The following is a 21915-nucleotide window of genomic DNA, read 5'->3' on the forward strand; positions in this document are numbered from 1 at the left end:
GGAGTGCGAATGCGACTCAATCGGAAAACCATGCTGGGGCTGGCCGTGGCGGCCGTCGCCGTCCCCGCCGCCATCGCGGTCGTCCCCGCCGCCCAGGCGGCGACCGGACCGGACGTCCTCCCGCTGACGGTCACCAACAACTCCGGCCGCAACCAGGACGTGCACCTGTACGTGCTCGGCGAGTCCGGCGGCAAGCTCGGCTTCGTCACCGAATCGGGCACCTTCACCCCGTGGAGCGGCGGCGCGAACCCGCCCGTACCCGCTCCCGACGTGTCGATCGACGGCCCGGCGAACGGGGCGAGCAAGACCATCGGCGTCCCGCGGGGTCTCTCCGGGCGCATGTACATGTCCTTCGGCGACAAGCTCGACTTCAAACTCACCCAGGACGGCGGCCTCGTGCAGCCCGCCCCGTGGGCCGCCGGCGACGCCAACAGCGACGTGCTGTTCGACTGGAGCGAGTTCACGTACAACGACTCCGGGGTGTTCCTCAACAGCTCCCAGGTGGACATGTTCGCCGTGCCGCACGAGGTCAGCGTCACCGGCTCGAACGGGCAGACCCTGGCCACCGGCAAGCTCAAGCCGGGCGGCCGCGACGCCGTCGTCGACGCCATGCGGGCCGACGACGAGTTCAGCAAGCTCGTCCAGACCGCCGCCGACGGTACGGTGCTGCGGGTGCTCTCGCCCGGCAAGGGCGCCGACGGTGGCTCGTTCGACCCCGGGTACCTGGCGTCCTACATCGACAAGGCGTGGGTCACATATGTGACCACAGACCTGGTGGTGAAGCCGTTCGCCGAGCAGCCGGACAAGGTTTTCAAGGGCCGGACCGCCGGGGACGTCATGACCTTCACTGACGCGACCGGCGCGCAGGTCGCCACGTTCACGAAGCCGACCACGGCGAACGTCTGGGGCTGCGACGGCAACCTGGGCGCCCCGAACGACCTGGTCGTCGGCCCGATCGCGCGCAGCCTCTGCGCCGCCCTGCAGCGCACCACGCTGGGCACGCAGCCGGCGGAGCCGAGCACCGACTCGTCGACGTTCTACCGCAACGACCCGACCAACGAGTACGCGAAGGCGATCCACGAGCAGATGATCGACGGCAAGGCGTACGCGTTCGCGTTCGACGACGTCGCCAACCAGGAGTCGCTGGTGCACGACGGCAATCCGACGTCGATCGGCATCACGCTGACGCCGTTCGAGTAGGCGAGGCATCGGCGGCAGGGGCGGCCGGGAGGCCGCCCCTTTTCCGCGTACCGTCGTCAGATCTTCGGAATGAGGACCTTGGCGATCCGCTGGGCCTTGTCCATGTTCTCCTCGTCGCTGTCGCCGCGCGAGTAGACGTCGATCGAGACTGTGCCGTGCAGGACGTAGAGGTGACCGGCGAGCGAGAAGGCGTCCTCGCCGACGCCGTCCACCGGCTCGGCCTCGGCGATCTTGACCTGGAAGTCGGACTCGGTGGTCCGGGCGAGGAAGACCGCGAGCTGACCGCCCGGCTGCTGCCACTGGCAGAACCGGGAGACGTCACCGGCCTGGGCGCCGTCCTCGTCCCGCTGGCTGATGCCGCGGCCGGTGAGGTTCCTGACCTCGGCGTCGCTGAGCAGGGTGCAGGGATCCGGGATGTCGCCGGAGTCCTTGACGGAGTCGCCGAGCCCGGCGGCGGACGACGGCGTGGGCACGGACCCGCTCGCGGAGTCGGTGGCGGGCAGGACTCCGCAGCCGGTCAGGGCGGCGCAGGTGGCGAGGGCGGCGAGGAGGCGCTTCATGGACGTCAGGGTGCCGGGCGGCGGTGATCCCCCGGAAGAGTCGGCGACCCCGGCTGACACGTATGCGGGAGAAGATTCAGCCGTTCGGTGCCAGGGCGGTCAGAATCTGCTCGGCGCGTTCGCCAGCAGCGCGCGGGTCGGCATCCGGCGATCCGATGAACGGGTCCCAGTTGAGGTCGTAGAAGAGCTCGGTGACGCCGGCCTCGGCGTACAACTGGGCGCCCGCACGGATCTGCTCCCAGGTCCCGGAGAGCGGCACGGCGTCGTCCCGCAGCCCGGCGCGCACCACCCCGCGGACGACGATGCGGACCGAATCGGGATCCCGCCCGGCCTCCTCGGCGGCGCGGCGCACGATCTGGGCACCCCGGGCGATGTCCTGCAGGCCGGCCCGGCTGCTGCTCACCCAGCCGGCGGCGATCCGCCCGGCCCGGCGCAGCGCGCTGTCGGCGCTGCCACCCAGGAGGATCGGCGGCCCGCCGCGCTGCACCGGCGGCGGCCCCATCGTGCTCGGCGGCACCCGGTAGAACTCGCCGTCGAAGGCCGCGACCTCGTCGGTGAACAGGGTCCGCAACACCTTGAGGTATTCCTCCGTACGGCGGCCACGCGGATTCGGATCGGAGCCGGTCGCGGCGAACTCCACGTCGGACCAGCCCGTGCCGAGCCCGAGGTCGAACCGGCCACCGGAGAGCACGTCCAACGTGGTCGCCTGCTTCGCGAGGTACGCCGGCGACACGTACGGCAGGTTGATCACGGCCACGCCGAGGCGGATCCGGGTGGTACGGGCGGAGGCGTAGGTCAGGGCGAGCAGGGGGTCGAGGACGCTGCGGTAGACCGGCTCGAGGTCCTGGCCCGCACCGGCGAGCAGCCGCTGGAAGGCCCACATTCCGTGGTAGCCGAGCTCCTCCGCCCGCATCGCGAACCCGGTCACCGACAGGGGATCGGCCCACACCCCGGACACCGGACATCCGCAACTGGTCAACATCCGGTCACCGTACTGCGGCACCGCGCGCAGAGCCATCGATCCACATCGCATGCGGGTCCGAGGGCGGCTTCGGTCACGGGCGTGCGGTGATCTTGTGGTGACGGTGCGGCAGGTTGGTCCGGACTTCCTCAGAAGGCGCGGTTAACCGGGTGAACCGGCATCGCGGTCCCTCCGTGGGGGTACTCATGCGCCCCTCAATCGAGCCATCATCGGACCAACCGGTCCGATCCGACCCGAGGAGCACGACCGTATGACAGATCCGCCCCGCCCGCAGCGGCACCTTCCGCTCAGCGAGCAGGACGTTGCCGAGGGCGAGCAGTACGCCTCGGCGCATGATCCCGGGCCCGGCGAGCAGTACGCCGGTGACCCCGTTGCCGACCCCTGGGAGGAGGAACCGGATGGCCAACTGGATTCTGGTGCCGAGCCTGGTCTCACTCCGTAACGAGTTCAACCGGCTGGCGCCGAACCGGGACAAGGCCTCGGACGGTTCCATCGGCGACACGTCTCATGCGGCCAGTCCGTCGGATCACAACCCCGACGAGACCGGCCGGACGCCGTACGAGGACAGCGACCGCTCGAACGAGGTCCACGCGATCGACGTGGACGACGATCTGCGCAAGCCCGGCTGGACGATGACCAAGTGTGTGGAGATCATCGTCATCCGGCACCGCGAGGGCCGCGACAACCGGCTGCAGAACGTCATCTACAACCGCCGCATCTGGTCCCGGTCCTGGGGCTGGACGGCTCGCAGGTACACGGGCGCGAGCGCCCACACCGAGCACGCGCACTTCTCCGCGCGTTACACGACCGCCCAGGAGCGGGACACGCGTCCCTGGGGACTGCTGGAGGCAGACGACGTGACCAAGAGCGAGTTCAACGCCTGGATGACCGAGTGGGCGCGCAGCGCCGCCGGCCGGGAGGCCCTGGCCCGCGCGGTGCTGGCGTACGACCCCGGCAAGGACGCCAGTGGGAAGGTTCCCGCCGGAGGTATCGCCAATCCGGGGGCGGACGGCGCAGGGAACCCGACGGTCGGCGCCGCGTGGGCGCTGAACCGGGCTATCGTCGCATCGATCGTCGGCTACCAGATCAGGGACCGGGTCGACCACCTTCAGGCCGCGGTGGACGCCCTCGCCAAGGCCGGCCCCGTGCCGGTCGGGGAGCAGGTCAGCGCGCAGACGGCGCTGGATGCGATCGGGTCCGGGGGGCTGAGCCCCGAGGAGACCGCCGCGGCGCTGCGTGCGGCCCTCGGTGAGGATCGGGCCGCGAGCGTCGGGCGGCTGCTCGTGAAGTAGCCCGCGAGCGGGTCCGGGCCGGGCCGCCACCCGCCCGGGCCGGTGACGTCAGCCCTCGACCCCGGTCGCGGTGTGCGCCGTACCGACCGGCTTGGACTGCGAGGAGCCGCGTTGCCGCAGGTAGATGGCCAGGATCGCCATGGATGCGACCGCGAGCAGCTCGGACTGCCAGTTCTGCAGGGTCCGGTTCCAGAAGTCGGGCGCCATCAGGTACTGCCCCGGGCTCATCGGATCCTCGAGGTTGCGCAGCTGCTCCTCGTTGAAGGACGCCCGGCCGGCGATGAACTGCGCGAGCCAGGAGACCAGGAAGATCGCGCCCATGACGAAGCCCAGGGAGTTGGAGAAGAGGAAGAGCTTGAACCCATGGGCGCGGGCCCACTTCGGCGAATTCTCGTCGGCGTACGGGCCGACCTTCTGGTCCTTGTCCGATTCCCGGCCGACCTCGTCGAGCTTCTTCGACTCGGGGGAGCCCTTCTGGACCAGCCACACGGTCAGGAAGATGAAGAGGAAGAACTGCAGGTACTCCGACTGCCAGTTCTCCGCCACGTCCGCGGCGAAGCTCGCCGAGGTGATGTAGCGGCCGAACGAGATCTCCGGCAGTCCCGCGGTCAGCTGCTGCTGGTTGAAGTCGGCCAGCCCGGCGAACGCCTGGCCGATCAGCACGACCAGGAACAGCAGCCCGAACGTGAGTCCGAGGGCGTTCTCCTTGACGAAGCGCTTCACCGGTGCAGCACCCCCAGGGCGATGAAGTAGGCGAGCCCGGCCGTGACAATGACGAGCAGCAGGATGAACAGTGCGCGCATCGGTCAGCCTCCCTGCAGGGTGCAGTTGTACGGCTGGTCGCCACGGGACGTGCAGCCGGCCGCGACCACCCGCCATCCGCCCGGGAAGGCGGCGAGGAACAGGGTGTCGCCGGTGAGGCGGACCTGGGCCAGCTGACCGTAGACGTCGGTGCCGGTCACCGTGCCCGGCGAGGGCAGGTCCTCGTCGAGGATGGCCTTGTCGCAGGGCTGGCCGGCGGCTTCCTCCACCTCGGCGAGGGTGTCCGGGGCCAGCGTGGCGCAGGCGGCAGGCCCGTCGTCGCTTTCGACGGCGGTCAGGAGCCGCAGCGCCACGTCGTCGGCGGCGTCACCGCGGTCGCCGACCGACGTGCAGCCGGCCAGTCCGGCCAGCAGCATCGCGGGCAAGATTCGTTTGAGCACGTGGCGCGCTTTCCCCGCCATGACTGGTTTCAATCATCGGTCGCCGTCACCGCCCGGTCTCCGCTTCCTGGAGGAAGTGCTCGATCCAGCCGATGCGCTGCGGGCTCAGGCCGGCGTCGCGGGCCTGCTGCAGGGCCTGGCGGACGTGGGCCAGGCCCTGTTCGCGCAGCCCGTCGGCCAGCTCGGCGAGGCCCAGCGCCACCGTTCCCCCGGGGATCCAGCGCGGGTCGCCGAGCTCGGCGCGCAGGTCGTGGGAGATCTTGAGGTGGTGCAGGGCGAGATCGGACTGGAGGTCGCTCGTCGTGTGGTAGAAGCCGATGTGCCGGTGCACCTCCGAGCGCAGCAGCAGGTCGCCGTGCTTCTCCGCCAGCTCGAGGGCCTCGCGGTAGTACGGCATCGCCGCCGCCCAGTCGCCGCGCAGCACCTGGTGCACGAGGCCGAGGCCGAAGAGCGACTCCGCCGTGCCGTTCTCGTCGCCGATCTCCCGGCGGATGCTCAGCGCCTGCTCGAAGAGGCGCTGCTCGGTGTCGCTGTCCGCGTCCGCGAGGTCGCGCTCCAGCGCCTGGAAGTGCGCGAGCATGCCGAGCCGGTCCAGGGCGGCTGCCTCGAGTGCGCGGTCGCCGGACTCGCGGGCCTTCGCCAGCATGCCGGTGAAGGTCGCCTCCGCCTCGGCGTAGTCCCCGGTCCGGAACGCGGCCTCGTAGAGCGCCTCGTTGCCGCTCGTCAGTGTTTCCCCCGTTGTCCCCATAAGCGGAGGCTACTCACAGAGCGGCGATCGCGTCGGGGATGGGCGTCTCACCGCCGAATAGCTCGAAGGTGAGCCCGGTCGTCGCCGGCGTCGCCAGGACGTGGGCCAGCACCGCGGCCACGTCGTCGCGCGGCACGGGACCGCGGCCGCCGAGCTCGCGGCTGACCCGTACGAGGCCGGTGCCCGGGGCGTCGGTGAGCGAGCCCGGCCGCACGATGGTGGCGTCCAGGCCGGAGGCGCGGACGTAGTCGTCGGCCTCCGCCTTGGCCAGCAGGTAGGGCCGCATCGCGTCGCCCGCCGACTCCGGCCGGTCGGCGCCGATCGACGAGACCATGACGTAGCGGCGTACCCCTGTCGAGACGGCCGCGTCCGCCAGCTTGACCGCGCCGCCCAGGTCGACCGTCCGCTTGCGCTCGGGCCCGCTTCCCGGCCCGGCGCCGGCGGCGAACACCACGCCGTCCGCGCCTTGCGTGTACGCGTCCAGCGCGGCGTCCCGCTCGAGGTCTCCGAGCACGGGTACGGCACCCACGGCCCGCAGGTCGGCGGCGTGCTCGGGCGACCGGACGAGTCCGCGGGCGGTGTGGCCATGCGCGGCCAGGAGCTGGAGGAGGCGGAGCGCGACCCTGCCGTGGCCGCCGGCGACGAGGATGTCCATGCCCTCAGTCTTCACCCGTGCGGGGCGCGGTGAACGCGACGCCGGTCACGTCGGCCGCCACCTCGGTGAAGTCGGTGCCGTAGGCCTCCGGTTCCCGTACGCGCAGGACGAGGCAGAAGGGGCGCTGGTCGCCGTACGCCTGCTGGAGGTCGCGGTGGTGGTTCGCCAGGTGCCGGGCGGCCCCCAGGTTGCCGTCGGAGCTGAGCCCGCCGAGGAGGAAGACCGGCCGGACTGCGGACGGGGACAGGAAGCGAGCCAGGACGGCGTACCGGTCCTCCGCGGTGTTCACGTACTGCTTGCCGTCCGCGGTGAAGGAGAGTCCCTCGTAGGCGATGCCGGGCATGGCCGTGCGGAGGTGGACGGCCGTCCGCGCGTTGGCCGACGGGCCGCCGACGCAGAACTCCGTCATCCGGCCGAGCTCGTGCCGCAGATCGGTGCCGCCGACCAGGTCGGCGCGGGCGCCGCACTCCCTGGCCAGCGTGGTCAGCTCCACGAGGGCGGCGACGTCCCGGCGGTGCACGCTCTCGGTGCTGGGCGAGGCGAAGTGCCGGGAGGTGACCAGCAGGCACGTGGTGCCGTCGGCCAGGCCGAAGAAAGCGCGTTCCCGGTCGAGCCGGCGGCGCCGGATCGCGAACTGCGCGAGCCACACCGTGGCACCGGCGATGACGCTGGCGAGGAGATTGATCAGGAGGTCGCCCACGCAGTCATGGTGGCCTATGCCGTTCCGTGACGATCACGCGGACTCGCGGACCACCAGCGTGGGCTGGAAGGTGACCGACCGGGGCAGCCTGCCGGGCGAGGCGATGTGCGCCATGAGCACCTCCGCCATCTCGGCCGCCATCTCCTCGACGGGTTGACGGATCGTGGTGAGCAGCGGCCGGCAGTCCAGGGCCGCGCTGCTGTCGTCGAAGCCGACCACGGCCAGGTCGTCGGGTACGCGCCGGCCCAGGTCCTGCACCGCCCGCAGCGCCCCCTCCGCCATCAGGTCGCTGGCCACGAACAGCCCGTCGACGTCGGGGTGGTCGGCCAGCAGGCGCCGCGCGCCCTCCTCCCCGCCGTGCCGGGTGAAGTCGCCCTCGACCGACGGCACGCCGGGGAAACCCCGGTCGGCCAGGTACGAGCGGAACCCGTCCAGCCGGTCCAGGGCGGCCGGCATGTCCAGCGGCCCGCTGATCGTGGCGAGCCGCCGGCAGCCCCGGGCGAGCAGGCGATCGGCGGCGAGCCGGGAGCCGAGCCGCTGGTCCACGTCCACGAAGCTGGTCGCCAGCGGCGTCGCGGGTCGCGCCGACACCACCGCGGGGATGCCGAGGTCGTGCACCTGGCGGGGGAGCGGATCCTGCTCGTGGCTGCTGATCAGCAGGACGCCGTCCACGTGGCCCTGGCGCAGATAGCGCAGCACGTGGTGGTGGTCGGTCGAGTCGGTCGGGATGATCACCAGGTGGATGTCGTGCGGGCGCAGCGCGGCGGTCGCCCCGGCGGTGATCCGGCCGAAGTAGGGGTCGGTGAAGATCCGGTTCAGGAACGAGGAGTCGTACGGCCGGTCGGGCTCGGAGATGACCAGCGCGACCGAGTTGGACTTGCGGGTGACCAGCGAGCGGGCCGCGACGTTCGGCACGTACCCGGTCTCGGCGATGGCCCGCTCCACCATCTCGCGGATCCTGGCGTCGACGGTCGGTGCGCCGTTGATGACCCGCGACACCGTCGCCCGGGACACTCCCGCGGCCTCCGCGACCTGGTCCATCGTCGGATTCTGGCCGCCGCGACCGGCCCGGGTGCTCATGGGCTCTGTTATAGCATCGAGCTTGATCTCCTGGAGAGCGCTCTCTGGCCTCCCGCCGCCGGGGCCGCGCGCAGCCCCGGCGGCGGGAGCGGCCACGTCAGGGACGCCCGTCCGTGCCGCACTTCACGATGACGCGGATGCAGTCGTCGACCCGCCGGGCCATCTCCTCCACCGGCCACGCGTTGAAGAAGTCGCCGTGCATCGTGTAGCCCGCACCGGACGCGAGCCGGAACCCGGCCGGATTTCCGCTCACCGGATACCGCATGACCTGGCGCAGCTTCGGCACCACCACCGGGTGGGTGGCCGGGCAGGCGTTGTTCACCGGGTACGCCATGTGACTCTTGTGGTCCGCCGAGTCCAGGTGCACGCCGTCCCAGCAGTGCGGGAAGTCCAGGTAGGACTCCAGCATCGAGCCGGGCGGGCAGGTCACGAAGTCGTGCGAGGAGCCCACCTCGCCGGCGTGCAGGCAGGACCAGCGGGAGATGGTGTTGTCGTCGGGGCCGGTTGCCCGCGCGTTGCCGGCGACGATGCGCAGACCGAACGGCAACGGCTGGGTCTGGGCGATCAGCGCGTCGCTGACGCCCTCACCGAGGTAGTAGAAGACCCCCGTGGTCGGTTCGACCGGAACGTTGTTGTTGAAGAACGTCGGGATCCAGTACGACGACTTGTCGATGGACGGGTTGCAGTTGCTGTTGGCGTTGACGAGGTCGGTGACCGTCGTGGCGGCGTTGGTCACCTCGCTGCCGAAGAAGCTGTGCATGTGCGAGGCCCCGGGCATGTTCGGGAACACGATGGGGTCGTCGGGCAGCCGGTGGCTGAACGGGCAGTCGGCGAGGAACTCGGCCACGCGGACCGCGCCCGGCGGGATGGTCGGCGGGGGAGCCGAGCCGCCGCCCGTCCCGTACACCTGGAACTCGGTGAGCGACACACCCCACTGGGTGGCGCGGGCGACGGACTCGAGCCGCACGTAGCGGCCGGAACCGGAGACCGCGACCGTCTGCCGGCCGCCGGTGCCGGCGACGCCGGCCTTCAGATTCGTCCAGGTGCTGCCGTCGGCGGAGATCTGCAGGTTGAAGGTCTTCGAGTACGCGGCCTCCCAGTCGAGCACGATCGAGGAGACGGTGGCGGTGCCGCCCAGGTCGACCCGCAACCATTGCGGGTCGCTGAAGGCGCTGGACCAGCGCGTCCCGGCGTTACCGTCCACGGCGTTCGAGGCGGGGAAGGCGGCGGACTCGGTGGACGATGCGGTGGCCGTACGCCCCTGGGAGAGCAGGCCGTCCGCGGCGCTGGCACCGACTTGGGTGATGGCGAGGTACGCGGTCATGACGGCCGCCACCGATGCGGCGACGGTCATGCTCTTCTTGCGCATGGGGGAAACCTCACTGGTAGACGCGGACGTAGTCGACGAGCATCCGGGCGGGGAACGGGGTGGAGCCGTCGACGGGACCGGGGAAGTCGCCGCCGACCGCGAGGTTGAGGATGAGGTAGAACGGGTGGTCGAAGATCCACGGACCGCGGGTCGCCTCGACGGTGGCCTTGGTGGCGTAGAAGACCTGGTTGCCGTCGAGCAGGAACTTGATGCCCTTGCTGTCCCACTCGGCCGCCCAGACGTGGAAGTCCTGCGACAGGTCCACGGTGGCGTACTTCTGGCCGTAACCGCCGGCGCCGTTGTACTGCGGCGCGTGCAGCGTCGAGTACGCCTCACCCGTGTTGCGGCCCAGGACCTCCATGATGTCGACCTCGCCGTTGTACGGCCACGGGCGCCCGGTGAGGAAGTCGGCGCCCATCATCCAGAACGCCGGCCACAGCCCGTTGCCCTTCGGCACCTTGATGCGCGCCTCGACGCGGCCGTACTGGACGTGGAACTTGGTGCCGGTGTTCATCCGTGCCGAGGTGTAGTCACGGCCGTTGACGGCCTCCTTGCGGGCCTCGATCACCAGCTGGCCCTGGCCGTTCGTCTGCGCGTTGTTGCTGTTCTCGCTGTAGTACTGGACCTCGCCGTTCTGTGGGAAGCCCGGGTCGTACGTCCACTTCGCCGTGCTCGGCCTCGTGCCGGCCGGGTCGTTGAACTCGTCCTGGAACACCAGCCGGGTCGCCGGGAACACCGGGTCGGCGGGCCTGGCCGGCGGGGTGTTCGGCGCGCCGCCGGTGCCGTAGACGTCGAAGTCGTACAGCGAGTAGCCGTACGGGCCGGAGCGGGCGGTGCCGTACATCCGCACGTACCGTCCGGAGCCGGAGACCGTGAGGACCTCCTTGAAGCCCTTGCCGGTGGTCGTGGAGTAGATGTCGGTCCAGTTGCTCGCGTTCGGCGAGACCTGGATCCTGTACGCGGTCGCGTACGCCGGATCCCACTGCAGCTCGACCCGGCTGATCTGCGCGGTGGCGCCCAGGTCGACGTAGATCCAGCCCGGGTCCACCCAGCCGGTGGTCGAACTGGTGGCCCAGCGGCTGGCGGGGTCGAGGTCGAAGGCCTTCGCCGCGGTGCACGGGTTGCAGTTGACGTCGTTCTGCTCGCTGGAGGCCACGCCGGGCTTGTTGTACGAGAGCAGGGTCGAGTCGGTGGCGCCGCCGCCGGCGTACACCTGGAACTCCCACAGCGAGTAGCCGTACAGGGACAGGGCCCGCTCGGTGAGGTTGAGCCGCACGTAACGCGCGGTGCCGGCGACCGGGATGGTCTGCGCGCCCACGTTGCCGCGCAGGCTGCTCGTGGCGTTGGTGAAAGTGGTGCCGTCGGTGGAGAACTGGACGGTGAAGGCGGTGGCGTACGCCGCCTCCCAGTTCAGGTCGATCCGGCTGACCGCCATGGCAGAGCCGAGATCCACCTTGATCCATTGGCCGGCGGAGAACTGGCTGGACCAGCGGGTGCCGGTGTTGCCGTCGGTCGCGGCGGAGGCCGGGGTGCCCGCCCACTCGTCGGACGAGGAGGTGGTCGGTTTGCCCTGCGAGACGACGACCTCGGCCGCGGCCGCCTCGCCCACGATGGTCACCAGGAAGGTGCCGAGCAGGCCGAGCAGCGAGGCGCCGAGGGCTGCCATGCGCACGCGGCGGCGTCCTCGCCGGCCGCCACCTCGGAAGAGAGCTGAGCTCATGCGGAAGTCCTCCTTGCGGGGAATCAAGAAGTGAGGGGGATGGGGGATGCTGAGAAAGCGCTCTTTCGTACGCCACTGTGAACCGGCTTGTTAACAGGTGTCAATGCCTGGTCAGCGTCCGGGAAGCGCTTTCTTCGCCGCGTTCACCGCAGCGCTCGCTGTCTCCGCAGGTAGGCGCCATGAACCCGCCCGCCAGGTCCCCGGAAACTTCGACGCTCAGCGCACAGGCGACCGGGCGTCCAACGCCTCGGCGACGAAACCCGTGACGAGCCGCGTCCAGAACAGCGGCCGGCGCAACAACGCGTGGGTCTCGCCCGGCACGGGCACGAACGAGGCACCGATCCGGGCGGCGTACACCGCCGACGCCGCGGGACTCGTCACCCGGTCGGCGGCGCCGTGAGCGATCAGAACCTGCGCGCCCGGCCGCGGCTCCGGCTCCCCGGCCTTGAGCCACGGCGCCAGCGCACAGACGCCCACCACGTCCGGCTCCCCGGCCAGCCGCAACGCGGCCCGCCCACCCATGGAATGCCCCACCAGCACGACAGGAGCCCCCGGATGCCGCCGCCGCGCCTCGTCCAGCCCCCACCGGCCGTCCGCCACCGGATCCTCGGCGGAACCGTTCCATCCCCGTACGCGATACCGCAACAGCCAGGTGGCGACGTCGCGGCCGTGCAGTTCCGTCGCCACGGCCCGGACGAACGGCACCATCCGTAGGTAGGCCAGCCCTCGCCGGGCCGGGGCTTTGCTGGTCTCGCTGCCCCCGTGCAGGAACAGGACGACCGCGCGGGCATCGGCAGCGGGTCCGGAGACGGTGAGGCGGGGAGACGTCACGATCTCTTCCTTACCCGCTTCACCTGTGAACATCCCCTGGGGAAGCTGAGTGCAGGAGCAAAGGTGACGACGAACGTCAGGAGCCATCTTCCGCCGTGAGGGCCAGGTGGAAGCGGTCGTACGAGTCGAACGAGGCCACCATCGTGAACCCCAGCCGCCGGAGCAAGGCGACGGTGCGGTCGTTGCCGTGGGTCACCCCGGCGTAGACGTCGGTGGCAGCCAGCGTCCGGACGTGCTGCAGCGCGGATGCCACCGCCTTCGTCGCGTACCCCTGGCCGGTCGCATACTCGCCGAGCCAGTAGCCGAGCCCGTAGCGGGGCGGGTCGACGGGGATGAGGTCGATCCGGCCGATCAGCCGCTCTCTCAAGACGATGCCGTACCGCAGCGGTCCCGGCCCGGCCAGCCGTGCGGCGACCTCGTCCAGGGTCGCCGCCACCTCGTCGCGGTAATCGCCGAGCCGGGTCAGGTGGGCGGCGTTGCGTTGCACGAGGGCGTGGTATTCGGCCGCGTCCGAAGGCGTCAGGGGTCGAAGAACTGGTTCATCGATCACGACGCAAAAGCGTGCGTGCCGGCACCTCCGGCGGTCAACCGGGTTAGTACGAGTGCTTCTGCTGAGCGCTCATAGTGGGCCAATGCTAGGGCTCCTGAGCGGATTTCCGGGCGATCGGATCAGGCGGCGGGGCTGACGCCGGCGCCGTCCAGCAGCAGCCGGCCGGCCTCGCCGGCGGGTACCGGGCGGGAGAAGTAGAAGCCTTGGGCGAACGTGCAGCCCATCGCGCGGAGGGCGGCGAGCTGGCCGTACTCCTCGATCCCTTCGGCCACGGTGGACATGCCGAGACTCTGGCCGAGCTGCACGATCGTGCCGGCCAGGGCCGCGTCGTCGCCCTGCTCGCCGAGCCGCTCGACGAACGAGCGGTCGATCTTGAGGGTGTCCACCGGGAAGCGGCGCAGGTATGCCAGCGACGAGTAGCCGGTGCCGAAGTCGTCGATCGCCAGCGTCACCCCGAGCGCCTTGAGGCTGACGAGCTGGGCGAGGTTCTCCTCGGTGTCGGTCATCAGCACGCTCTCGGTCATCTCGAGGCAGAGCTTGTCGGCCGGCATGCCGGTCTCGGTCAGCACCTCGCGGACCACCGCGGCCAGGTCGATGCGGTCGAACTGGCGGACCGAGACGTTCACGGCCATCTTCACGGGCGGCTGCCCGCTGCGCCGGGCCCACTCCATCGTCTGCCGGCAGGCCTCGGTGAGCACCCAGCGGCCCAGCGGCACGATGAGGCCGGTGGCCTCGGCGAGCGGGATGAACGCCATCGGCGAGATCAATCCGCGGGTCGGGTGCCGCCAGCGCACCAGCGCCTCGAACCCGACGACACGGCTGTCCGCCATGTCGATCGTCGGCTGGTAGTGCACTTCGAGTTCGCCACGGGTCAGCGCCAGGCGCAGGTCGGCCTCGAGCTCGAGGCGCTCGACGAGGCCGGCCAGCATCTGCGGGTCGTAGACCGCGAAGCCGCCACCGCCGGTCGTCTTGGCCCGGTACATGGCCAGGTCGGCGTTGCGCATGAGCTGCTCGGCCGCGTCCTCGTGCCCGTCGCCACCGAGGTCCGTGTACGCCGCGAGCCCGATGCTGCCGCGTACGTGCAGCTCCCGCTCGTCGATGCGGAACGGCTCGTGCAGGGCGTCGACGATGCGCTGCGCCACGCCTTCGGCGTCGCCCGCGCCGAGCTCGGAGCGGATGAGCACGGCGAACTCGTCGCCGCCGAAGCGGGCCACGGTGTCACCCTCGCGGATCGCCTCGCGCAGCCGGTCGGCGACCTGCACCAGCAGCTTGTCGCCGGCGAGGTGGCCGAGGCTGTCGTTGACCTCCTTGAACCCGTCGAGGTCCAAGAAGAGCACGGTGACGTCGTCGGCGCCACGGTTCTCGAGGGCCTCGGCGACCCGCTCGCGGAAGAGCGCCCGGTTGGCGAGCTGGGTGAGCGCGTCGTGGTACGCCTCGTGCACCAGCTGCTCCTGCAGCTCCTTGCGCTCGCTGATATCGCGCGTGTTCAGCACCAGACCGCCGACGTTCGGGTCGGTGAGCAGGTTGGTGATGGTGATCTCGGCCTGGCGCTGCCGGCGGTCGCGGTGGCGCAGGGTCAGTTCCAGGACCGTGCTCGCGTACGGGCGGCCGCTGACCGAACGCAGGGCGTCGGCGAGGCGCGCGGCACTCTCCCGGCCGATGACGCTCGTGAGGCGGCGGCCGGTGACCACGTGCGCCGGGAATCCGAAGACGCGCTGCACGGACTCGCTCTGGTACAGCACCTCGGAGTCGATGCCCACCACGGTCACCACGTCGGAGCTGTGCTGGACGAGGGCCTGGAAGCGCTGCTCGCTGGCGTACAGCTCGGCGGTGCGCTCGGCGACGCGGGCCTCGAGGCCACGGGTCAGGTTGCGGTTCTCCAGCAGGGTGAGCAGTTGGCGGCCGACCATGAACAGCATCAGCGCGGACGACCCGTACGCGACGAACGCGCTGCTCTGCCCGGTCCGCGCGAACCACACCACGCTGGTGACCAGGGCGGCGAGCACCGCCACGTAGGGCAGCAGCACCCCGAAGGGCTGCCCGGTGTCGCCCGGCGCCGCGGTGCCGGTTCCGCCGCCGGCGAAGGGCCGGGCGGCGGCGAGCAGGATGAGGCAGAAGCCCGCGAACCAGCCGATGTCGGTGGCCCCGCCCGCGACGTAGGCATCGACGAGGTGCAGGTAGGCGTACATGATGTCGGATACGGCGAATGCCACGCTGCCGGCACCGACCAGCGCGAGGTGCGCGAAGTTGTGCCCGCGGCGGCGCTGCAGGGCCAGCATGTAGACGACGATCGTCACGAGGACCACGTCGCCCAGCGGGTAGGCGAGGCTCACGGTGAGGGCCAGAGCGCTGTCACTGCCGGCCGTGATGAGCGGATCCACGACGAAGATCCACGAGATCAGCATGAGCGCCGCGGCCACCATCAGGCCGTCCAGCACGCTCCGGGCGCGGTTGGCGGCACCCTGGCTGGCGACCGGAAGCGCCAGCAGGCCGGCCGGAGCCAGCACCACCATGCCGAGGTAGCCGATGTCCGCCGGCGAAGGCAGCGGCTGGAAACCGGCGAAGATGTACATCCAGACGCCGTACGCCTGGCCGAGGCCCCAGGAGAGGACGCCGAGGCCGATCAGTCCCCATCCGGCCCGCGTCCGTCCCCGCAGGGTGGCCGCCCGGACCAGGCAGACGATCGCGGCGCAGACCGCCGAGGCGCACAGGCCGAGGTTGGAGATCGTCTCGGCGGTGTGGGGGCCGCCCACGCCGGTGCTGAGGATCAGGCCGAACGTCGCCACCACCACGGCCACCGCGATGCACAGCCGGGCCCACAGGCGCGGCGCGTCCTTCGCCAGCGGGGTGGGGGCCATCGGCTGTCTCCGGTCTGCCAGCGCCGGCCCAGAGGTGGGACGGCCGCGTCTGCCGTGATCGGGTCGCCGGTGCCCGAACTTGAGGACTTCCGCCGCTCGAGAGACAGCTCAGCGGGCGGCGCATTGACACGGATCTCTGCGACGTGACAACGTTGTCACGGGACGATGACGTCGTTGACCGGAGGTTTCTTCCATGACCCGTCGGTTCCTTGCGGCCTCGACCGCCCTGCTCCTGGCTGCCGCGGTGCTGCACGCGAGCCCGGCGGCGGCCGCCGAACCCGCCCCGGTCGACCTCGTGCACCCCTTCGTGGGCACCCAGAACTTCGGCAACACCTTCCCCGGCGCGAGCGCGCCGTCCGGCATGGTCCAGGTCAGCCCCGACACCGGCGGACAGGGCGGCTACGACTACCAGCAGACCAGCATCTACGGCTTCAGCCAGACCCACCTCTCCGGCGTCGGCTGCGGGGTGGCCGGCGAGCTGCCCATGATGCCCACCACCGGCGAGGTGAGCACGGTCGACCCCAACGCCTACCGGTCGCCGTACTCGCACGCCGACGAGGAGGCGTCGCCGGGCTACTACCGGGTGGGCCTGTCGAAGTACCAGACCCGGGCCGAGCTGACCGCCACCCCGCGCACCGGCTGGCAGCGCTACACGTTCCCGGCCACGGCCGCCGCCAACGTGCTGTTCAACACCGGCAAGGCCAACCAGTCCGTCTTCGACTCCGAGATCCACGTCGTCGGTGACCGTACGGTCGAGGGCCGCGTCCACGCGGGCAACTTCTGCGCCGGGAAGGACGACCACACCGTCTACTTCACCGCCACCTTCGACCGCCCGTTCACCGCCTTCGGCACCTGGCGCGGCTCGGCGATCACCAAGGACTCGCGCGACGCGGCGGGCAGCGGCGGCAACGGCGCCTACGTCACCTTCGACGCGACGGCCGACCGCGACGTGGTGGTCAAGGTGGCGCTCTCCTACACCGGTGCCGACGGCGCCCGCCGCAACCTGGCCGCCGAGACCGGCGACTCGTACGACTTCGACGCCACCCGCGCGAAGCTGCGCGACACGTGGGTGGACGAGCTCGGCCGCATCGAGATCGACGGCGGCCCGGCCGACCGGCGCAGCGCGTTCTACACTGCGCTCTACCACTCCCTGTTGCACCCGAACCTGGCCGGCGACGTCGACGGCCGGTACGTCGGCTTCGACCGGCGGGTGCACGCCGCCGACGGCTACACGCCGTACCAGAACTTCTCGCTGTGGGACACGTACCGGCCGCAGAACCAGCTCCTGGAGCTGCTGGCGCCGGACGTCGCCCGCGATGTCGCGCTCTCGGTCGTCGCGATCGGGCGCGACGGCGGATGGCTGCCCCGCTGGGCCCTCGCGAACAGCGAGACCAACATCATGACCGGCGACCCGGTCACCCCGTTCCTGGTCGAGGCCTGGTCGAAGGGTCTGCTCGCCGGGCACGAGGAGGAGGCGTACGCGCTCCTGCGCAAGAACGCCACCGCCCAGCCGCCGGCGGAGTCGCCGTACAACGGGCGCACCGGGCAGGACTACTACGCCGACCGGGGCTACATCCCGTCCGGGCTGGTGCTGGGCAAGGACTGCGTGCACAAGGGCGGCGACAACGACTGCAACCACCCCGCGTCCGCGACCCTCGAGTACGCCGCCGCCGACGCCGCCCTCGCCCTGATGGCACAGGGACTCGGCAAGACGGGCGACGCGACCCTGTTCGCCGGGCGCGGCCAGTGGTACCGCAACCTGTGGGACTCGTCGATCAAGCAGTTCCGGCCGCGGACCGTCGACGGGACGTGGCTGACGCCGTACGACCCGGTCGCGGCGGGGGAGCAGTTCCACGAGGGCGGGGCGTACCAGTACCAGTGGCTGGTGCCGCAGGACCCGGCCGGGCTCGTGACGCTGATGGGCGGCCGGGCGGCCACGGAGAAGCGGCTCGACGACTTCTTCGTCTACGACAAGCTGCTCACCGACCCGGCGGGCACCGCGCGCACCGACTGGATCGCCAGCCCGTACGACTACTACGCCAAGGCCACGTACAACCCCAACAACGAGCCTGACCTGCTGGCGCCGTACATGTACCACTGGGCGGGTGACCCGGCGAAGACCGCGACCGTCGTGCGGGCCGCGATGACGCTCTTCACCACCGGCCCCGACGGCATGACGGGCAACGACGACCTCGGCACGATGAGCGCCTGGTACGTCTTCTCGTCGCTGGGCCTCTACCCGACCATGAGCGGCGCCAACTTCCTCGCGGTCTCCAGCCCGCAGTTCCCGGCCGCCAGGGTCCGGACCGGCGGCGGCACCCTCACGATCACCGCCCCGGGCGTCTCGGACACCAGCCGCTACATCCAGCGGGTCCGGCTGAACGGCAGGAACCTGGCCAAGAGCTGGGTCGACTGGTCGCAGATCGCCCGGGGCGGCACCCTCGCCCACACCGTCAGCACCACCCCGTCGTCCTGGGGCACCTCGATCGCCGCCCAGCCGCCGTCGGTGAACCAGGCTCCCGCGGACGGCCGTACCCATGTCGACGCGGCCCTTCGCCCGGCGAGCGCCGCCCTCCCCGCCGGCTCGGCCACCACCCAGAAGGCGACCTTCGAGGTCGACGTGGTCGCCCAGGCACCGCTCGCGATCGCCCCGAGGGTCACCGCGACGGCCCCGGCGGGCTGGAAGGTGACGGTGTCGCCGAGGCTGCCGAAGATCCTGGTGACCCGCCACCTGCCGATCGGCACGACCGCCACGGTCAGCGTGCAGGCTCCGGCCGGGACGGGCGTGGGGGCGTACCCGATAGAAGTGCAGGTCGGCGCCCCCGGAGCGAACACGGTGAAGCGAACCGCGACCATCGCGGTCGTGCCCCCGACGACCTGCGTCGCCGACGGCGACGTCTGCCGGATCGACCTGACAGCGGAACGCAACATCGACGGTACGGCCACCGTCGCGTCCCCGGCCGAGGGCGACTTCGACGGCGGCGGCTGGAGCTACGACGGCGACCTGCTGCCCCCGGCCGGCCCGGTGACTTGGGGCGGCGTGACCTACGAGGCGCCCGACCCGAGGGGCACGGCGAAGAACTTCGTCCAGGCCCGCGGCCAGTCCCTGCTGCTGCCGGCCGGCGACCACGGCACGGTGAAGCTGATCGCCACGACCCACAACGGACCGGTGACCGCGGCCCTGACCATCGGCTACACCGACGGCACGTCCGCCCCGGCGACGCTCACGATCGCCGACTGGTGCGGAAGCCCGGCGCCGGGCACGACGGCGGTGTTGTCCATGCCCCACCGGATCAAGGCGGGGCAGGGAGTGGACGGTCCGCCGGTGAGCCTGTTCGGGGCGTCGCTGCCCGTCGCCGCGGGCAAGCAGATCCGGTCCGTCACGCTGCCGGACGACCCCCGGTTCCACCTGTACGCCGTGACACTGGCCTAGATCTGTCCTGCTGGTCACGACGGGCCCACCTTCCGGCTCGCCGCCAAGCTGGACTCCGTCTCGGCGTCGCCATGACCGGCCCCGGCACGCCAGGGCGGTAAGGTCGGGGCGTGCAGAGGCTAGCCGGGGAAACCCTGACGGCGATCGGCCGCATGACCGTCGCGGCCACCGAGCTCGAGCACCTGCTCGCGTGGATCGGCGCCGACCGGGCCGGAGGCGACGCCGCGGCGGTCTTCGCCCACCCCGGCGAACCGTTGCGGGCCGCCCGCGGCTCGGCCGAGTTCGCCCCGCCGGCGCACCGGGACGAGTTCATCGCCCACATCGAGGGCGCCGCCACCCAGCTCGCCCTGAGCCAGGCCGCCCTGCGCGCGCTCTGGCGCGAGGACGGCGGCCGCCGCGACCCCGAGATGTACAACGAGATCGCCGGCCGGCTGCTCCGCTGCTGCGACGCCCTGCAGACCCTGCTCCAGGAATCCGTGGGGGGCCGCCGATGACGTTCGCGGTCAAGCGCGTCCATGAGGAGCCGTCCCCGGAGGACGGTTTCCGGGTGCTGGTCGACCGCCTCTGGCCGCGCGGCGTCTCCCGGCAACGGGCCCGACTGGACCTGTGGCTGAAGGAGGTCGCGCCGAGCACCGACCTGCGGACGTGGTTCCACGCCGAGCCCGGGCGCTTCGACGAGTTCGCCGCCCGCTACGAGGCCGAGCTCTCGGACAACCCGGCGGTGGACGAGCTGCGGGAGATCGGTGCGCGGCATCCGGTGGTGACTTTGCTGTACGCCGCCCGCGCCGCGCCCGACCGCAACCACGCCGCGGTGCTGGCCCGATTCCTGCTCGCTCCGGATCACGGCCGTGGTTGAGCGTTGCGCATCCGGATGTTGCTGAACTCGACCGAGGCCGCGACGACCGCGTCGACGTAGGGCCACAGGGACGGCGTCAGGCGTAACTCCACATCGTGCTCTGCCAGCGCGGTGAAGCAGTCGTCGACCTGACGCACGCCATGCACTCGCACTCTCTGCCCAGTCACCCAGTAGCCGGCGGTGGCATCGAGCAGCGTGAACCCGTGCGGTTCGAGATCGTGCACCTTGAGTCCGGCGGCGACCAGGCGATTCGCCCACGCGTGCTCGACGACCACGACGCGGGCGGCAGGCGAGCTGAGCACCCCTCGGCTGCCCGCCGGAGTGGCCCAGCACACCCGGGGACACTGCCGCGGCACGAGATAGTGCGGCAGGCGCCTCTCGTCGACGGCCCAGACCCACTCGCGTCCCTCGTACGGTGTCCCGGGCGGTGACGGGCGCGGGCTCATGATCGTGAGCGGACCGTCCTCGCTGACGTGGTACAGCCGGGGCCGGCTCGGGGCTGCCGGCCGGCCGGGCGGCCTCGTCATTCCGGTTTGCGGCCCCAGGCCGCGATCATCGGAGAGGTGGCGAGGTCCAGGATTCCCGCCGCGACGTTGCCGAGATGCTCATCGATCTCCTCGTTCGTGGCCAGCTCCGCCGCGACCAGCCGGTCCCGGATCTGGTGCACTGTGGCCTCTTCGAGCAGGTTGCAGGCCGGACCGGTGATCGGGAAGAAGGCGTCGGCCTCGACGTCGACGAGTTCCGCCTCCCGCAGCATCCGGGGCAACGTGCGGCCGTAGGCCAGGTCCACACCGCGCTGGGCCATCAGCGTGCGGAAGTCCCGCTTGAGCTTGTTGGCCAGCTGCTGGGGCCGGCCGGACTCGTCGGGGCAGACCAGCGGCTGCATCATCGGGTCGGCCTCCTCCACCAGCAGCCGGCCGCCCGGTCGCAACGCTGAGACCATCGCCGCCAGTGCCTGGGCGCGCTGGGGCACGTGGACCAGGACGAGGCGGGCGTGCACCAGGTCGAAGCCGCCGCCCGGCGGGGGATCGGCGCCGACGTCGTGGCGGCGGACCTCGAAGCCGCCGGCGGCGGCTGTCAGCCATGACACGTCGATGTCGGTGGCAACGACCTGTCCCGCCGGACCGACGCGCGCCGCCAGCCAGGACGGCACGCTGGGGCCGCCGGCGCCGACCTCCCAGCATCGCCAGCCGCCGGCGATGCCGAGCGCGTCGATGTGCCGGAAGGTGGCGGGGTCGAACAGCCTCGCCAGGGCGTCGAAGCGGGTTCCCGCTTCGGCCTGGTTGTTGTTCAGCAGGTAGCCGGAGTCTTCGGTCATGGGCGGGGTCAGGGCATCAGCCAGCCGTAGAGGCGCTCGACTTCCAGCCTCAGCACCACCCGCCCGTCGGCCACCATCGCCCGGCGGTAGTCGGCCCAGTCCGGGTGCTCCTTCCCGCCGATGAGGCGGTAGACCTCGATGAGCTCCTCGACCGTGGCGTCGTGCTCGTCCGCTGCGGCCGGCGAGAACGACGCCGTTGCCTCAGCGATGACGTAGCCGCCGCCCGGCGGACCGACCCGCAGCGTCGCGCGGGGGTCGCGGCGCAGGTTGTGAACCTTGGCGAGGGAGGCGCGGGTGGAGGTGCGCAGGACCCGGGTCGCCGGGTCGGCCGTGTAGTTGACGTCGGACAGCTGGGGCCGCCCGTCCTTCTTGATCGTGGCGAGAGTGCACAGGTCGGCCGCGACGACGGCGGCCCACAGATCATCGTCGGACATGTCTCCACCCTAGGTTCACGAAGGGAACGCCGCGGTCCCGGCGGGGACCGCGGCGCTCATCGGTCAGCGGATCGTAAGAATCACCCGCTTGGATCATTCATAGAATCGAACCCATGTTCGAATCGCC

21 protein-coding genes are annotated in these 21915 nt (G+C 71.3%); 5 read left to right on the forward strand and 16 right to left on the reverse strand.

Annotation, left to right across the window (positions count from 1 at the left end; translation table 11 throughout):
• The first annotated feature begins 9 nt into the window (after nucleotides 1-9).
• Nucleotides 10-1200, forward strand: a complete 1191-nt coding sequence (locus AB0368_RS25455; protein ID WP_366156464.1) for a beta-1,3-glucanase family protein — start codon at nucleotides 10-12, stop codon at nucleotides 1198-1200.
• A gap of 56 nt (nucleotides 1201-1256) precedes the next feature.
• Here AB0368_RS25455 and AB0368_RS25460 read toward each other — a convergent pair whose 3' ends face one another.
• Entirely contained in the window at nucleotides 1257-1760 is a 504-nt protein-coding gene (locus tag AB0368_RS25460; protein ID WP_366156465.1) for a DUF3558 family protein, read from the reverse strand.
• Nucleotides 1761-1836: 76 nt separating this feature from the next.
• Nucleotides 1837-2718, reverse strand: coding sequence for a TIGR03619 family F420-dependent LLM class oxidoreductase (locus AB0368_RS25465; RefSeq protein ID WP_366156466.1), 882 nt, complete (start codon nucleotides 2716-2718; stop codon nucleotides 1837-1839).
• Nucleotides 2719-3140: 422 nt separating this feature from the next.
• Here AB0368_RS25465 and AB0368_RS25470 point away from each other — a divergent pair, with 422 nt between their 5' ends.
• Complete coding sequence (locus AB0368_RS25470; protein ID WP_366156467.1) at nucleotides 3141-4034, forward strand: hypothetical protein; 894 nt, start codon at nucleotides 3141-3143, stop codon at nucleotides 4032-4034.
• A gap of 48 nt (nucleotides 4035-4082) precedes the next feature.
• Here AB0368_RS25470 and AB0368_RS25475 read toward each other — a convergent pair whose 3' ends face one another.
• From AB0368_RS25475 to AB0368_RS25525, 11 genes are all read right to left on the reverse strand, one after another.
• Complete coding sequence (locus tag AB0368_RS25475; RefSeq protein WP_366156468.1) at nucleotides 4083-4757, reverse strand: DUF6766 family protein; 675 nt, start codon at nucleotides 4755-4757, stop codon at nucleotides 4083-4085.
• An 83-nt stretch (nucleotides 4758-4840) separates the two neighbouring features.
• Complete coding sequence (locus tag AB0368_RS25480) at nucleotides 4841-5236, reverse strand: hypothetical protein (protein WP_366156469.1); 396 nt, start codon at nucleotides 5234-5236, stop codon at nucleotides 4841-4843.
• A 46-nt stretch (nucleotides 5237-5282) separates the two neighbouring features.
• Nucleotides 5283-5984, reverse strand: a complete 702-nt coding sequence (locus AB0368_RS25485) for a tetratricopeptide repeat protein (RefSeq protein ID WP_366156470.1) — start codon at nucleotides 5982-5984, stop codon at nucleotides 5283-5285.
• 13 nt (nucleotides 5985-5997) lie between these two features.
• Nucleotides 5998-6639, reverse strand: coding sequence for an SDR family oxidoreductase (locus tag AB0368_RS25490; protein WP_366156471.1), 642 nt, complete (start codon nucleotides 6637-6639; stop codon nucleotides 5998-6000).
• Nucleotides 6640-6643: 4 nt separating this feature from the next.
• On the reverse strand, nucleotides 6644-7339 hold the full coding sequence (locus AB0368_RS25495) for a hypothetical protein (protein ID WP_366156472.1): 696 nt from the start codon (nucleotides 7337-7339) through the stop codon (nucleotides 6644-6646).
• A 33-nt stretch (nucleotides 7340-7372) separates the two neighbouring features.
• Nucleotides 7373-8419 (reverse strand): LacI family DNA-binding transcriptional regulator, encoded by a 1047-nt coding sequence (locus AB0368_RS25500; protein WP_366156473.1) that lies wholly within the window; start codon nucleotides 8417-8419, stop codon nucleotides 7373-7375.
• A 97-nt stretch (nucleotides 8420-8516) separates the two neighbouring features.
• Nucleotides 8517-9788, reverse strand: coding sequence for a DUF1996 domain-containing protein (locus AB0368_RS25505; RefSeq protein ID WP_366156474.1), 1272 nt, complete (start codon nucleotides 9786-9788; stop codon nucleotides 8517-8519).
• 10 nt (nucleotides 9789-9798) lie between these two features.
• Nucleotides 9799-11454 (reverse strand): discoidin domain-containing protein, encoded by a 1656-nt coding sequence (locus AB0368_RS25510; RefSeq protein WP_366156680.1) that lies wholly within the window; start codon nucleotides 11452-11454, stop codon nucleotides 9799-9801.
• Nucleotides 11455-11724: 270 nt separating this feature from the next.
• The gene (locus tag AB0368_RS25515; RefSeq protein ID WP_366156475.1) at nucleotides 11725-12339 is read right to left on the reverse strand and encodes an alpha/beta fold hydrolase; all 615 of its coding nucleotides are present in this window, start codon (nucleotides 12337-12339) and stop codon (nucleotides 11725-11727) included.
• Nucleotides 12340-12415: 76 nt separating this feature from the next.
• A complete protein-coding gene (locus AB0368_RS25520; protein ID WP_366156476.1) occupies nucleotides 12416-12889 on the reverse strand; it encodes a GNAT family N-acetyltransferase in 474 nt (157 codons plus the stop codon).
• A gap of 119 nt (nucleotides 12890-13008) precedes the next feature.
• Nucleotides 13009-15747 (reverse strand): EAL domain-containing protein, encoded by a 2739-nt coding sequence (locus AB0368_RS25525; protein ID WP_366156477.1) that lies wholly within the window; start codon nucleotides 15745-15747, stop codon nucleotides 13009-13011.
• Nucleotides 15748-15940: 193 nt separating this feature from the next.
• Between AB0368_RS25525 and AB0368_RS25530 the strand changes: the two genes are divergently transcribed.
• The 3 genes from AB0368_RS25530 to AB0368_RS25540 all read left to right on the forward strand — a co-directional run bounded on the left by AB0368_RS25530 (nucleotide 15941) and on the right by AB0368_RS25540 (nucleotide 20036).
• Complete coding sequence (locus AB0368_RS25530) at nucleotides 15941-19180, forward strand: GH92 family glycosyl hydrolase (protein ID WP_366156478.1); 3240 nt, start codon at nucleotides 15941-15943, stop codon at nucleotides 19178-19180.
• A gap of 110 nt (nucleotides 19181-19290) precedes the next feature.
• Nucleotides 19291-19674, forward strand: coding sequence for a hypothetical protein (locus AB0368_RS25535; protein ID WP_366156479.1), 384 nt, complete (start codon nucleotides 19291-19293; stop codon nucleotides 19672-19674).
• Nucleotides 19671-20036 carry a DUF488 family protein gene (locus AB0368_RS25540; protein ID WP_366156480.1) on the forward strand — a complete coding sequence of 122 codons (366 nt, stop codon included), beginning with the start codon at nucleotides 19671-19673 and terminating at the stop codon, nucleotides 20034-20036. The genes AB0368_RS25535 and AB0368_RS25540 overlap by 4 nt, the downstream gene beginning before the upstream one ends.
• Here the strand turns inward: AB0368_RS25540 and AB0368_RS25545 are convergent.
• From AB0368_RS25545 to AB0368_RS25555, 3 genes are read right to left on the reverse strand one after another with little or no spacing between them, the layout of a single operon-like run.
• Nucleotides 20021-20563 carry a DUF6886 family protein gene (locus AB0368_RS25545; RefSeq protein WP_366156481.1) on the reverse strand — a complete coding sequence of 181 codons (543 nt, stop codon included), beginning with the start codon at nucleotides 20561-20563 and terminating at the stop codon, nucleotides 20021-20023. The genes AB0368_RS25540 and AB0368_RS25545 overlap by 16 nt on opposite strands.
• Nucleotides 20560-21354 carry a methyltransferase domain-containing protein gene (locus AB0368_RS25550; RefSeq protein WP_366156482.1) on the reverse strand — a complete coding sequence of 265 codons (795 nt, stop codon included), beginning with the start codon at nucleotides 21352-21354 and terminating at the stop codon, nucleotides 20560-20562. The genes AB0368_RS25545 and AB0368_RS25550 overlap by 4 nt, the downstream gene beginning before the upstream one ends.
• 8 nt (nucleotides 21355-21362) lie before the next feature.
• Nucleotides 21363-21788 (reverse strand): PPOX class F420-dependent oxidoreductase, encoded by a 426-nt coding sequence (locus tag AB0368_RS25555; protein ID WP_366156483.1) that lies wholly within the window; start codon nucleotides 21786-21788, stop codon nucleotides 21363-21365.
• Nucleotides 21789-21915 lie beyond the last annotated feature (127 nt).

The organism is Actinoplanes sp. NPDC051475, assembly GCF_040689425.1.
Taxonomy (GTDB): domain Bacteria; phylum Actinomycetota; class Actinomycetes; order Mycobacteriales; family Micromonosporaceae; genus Actinoplanes.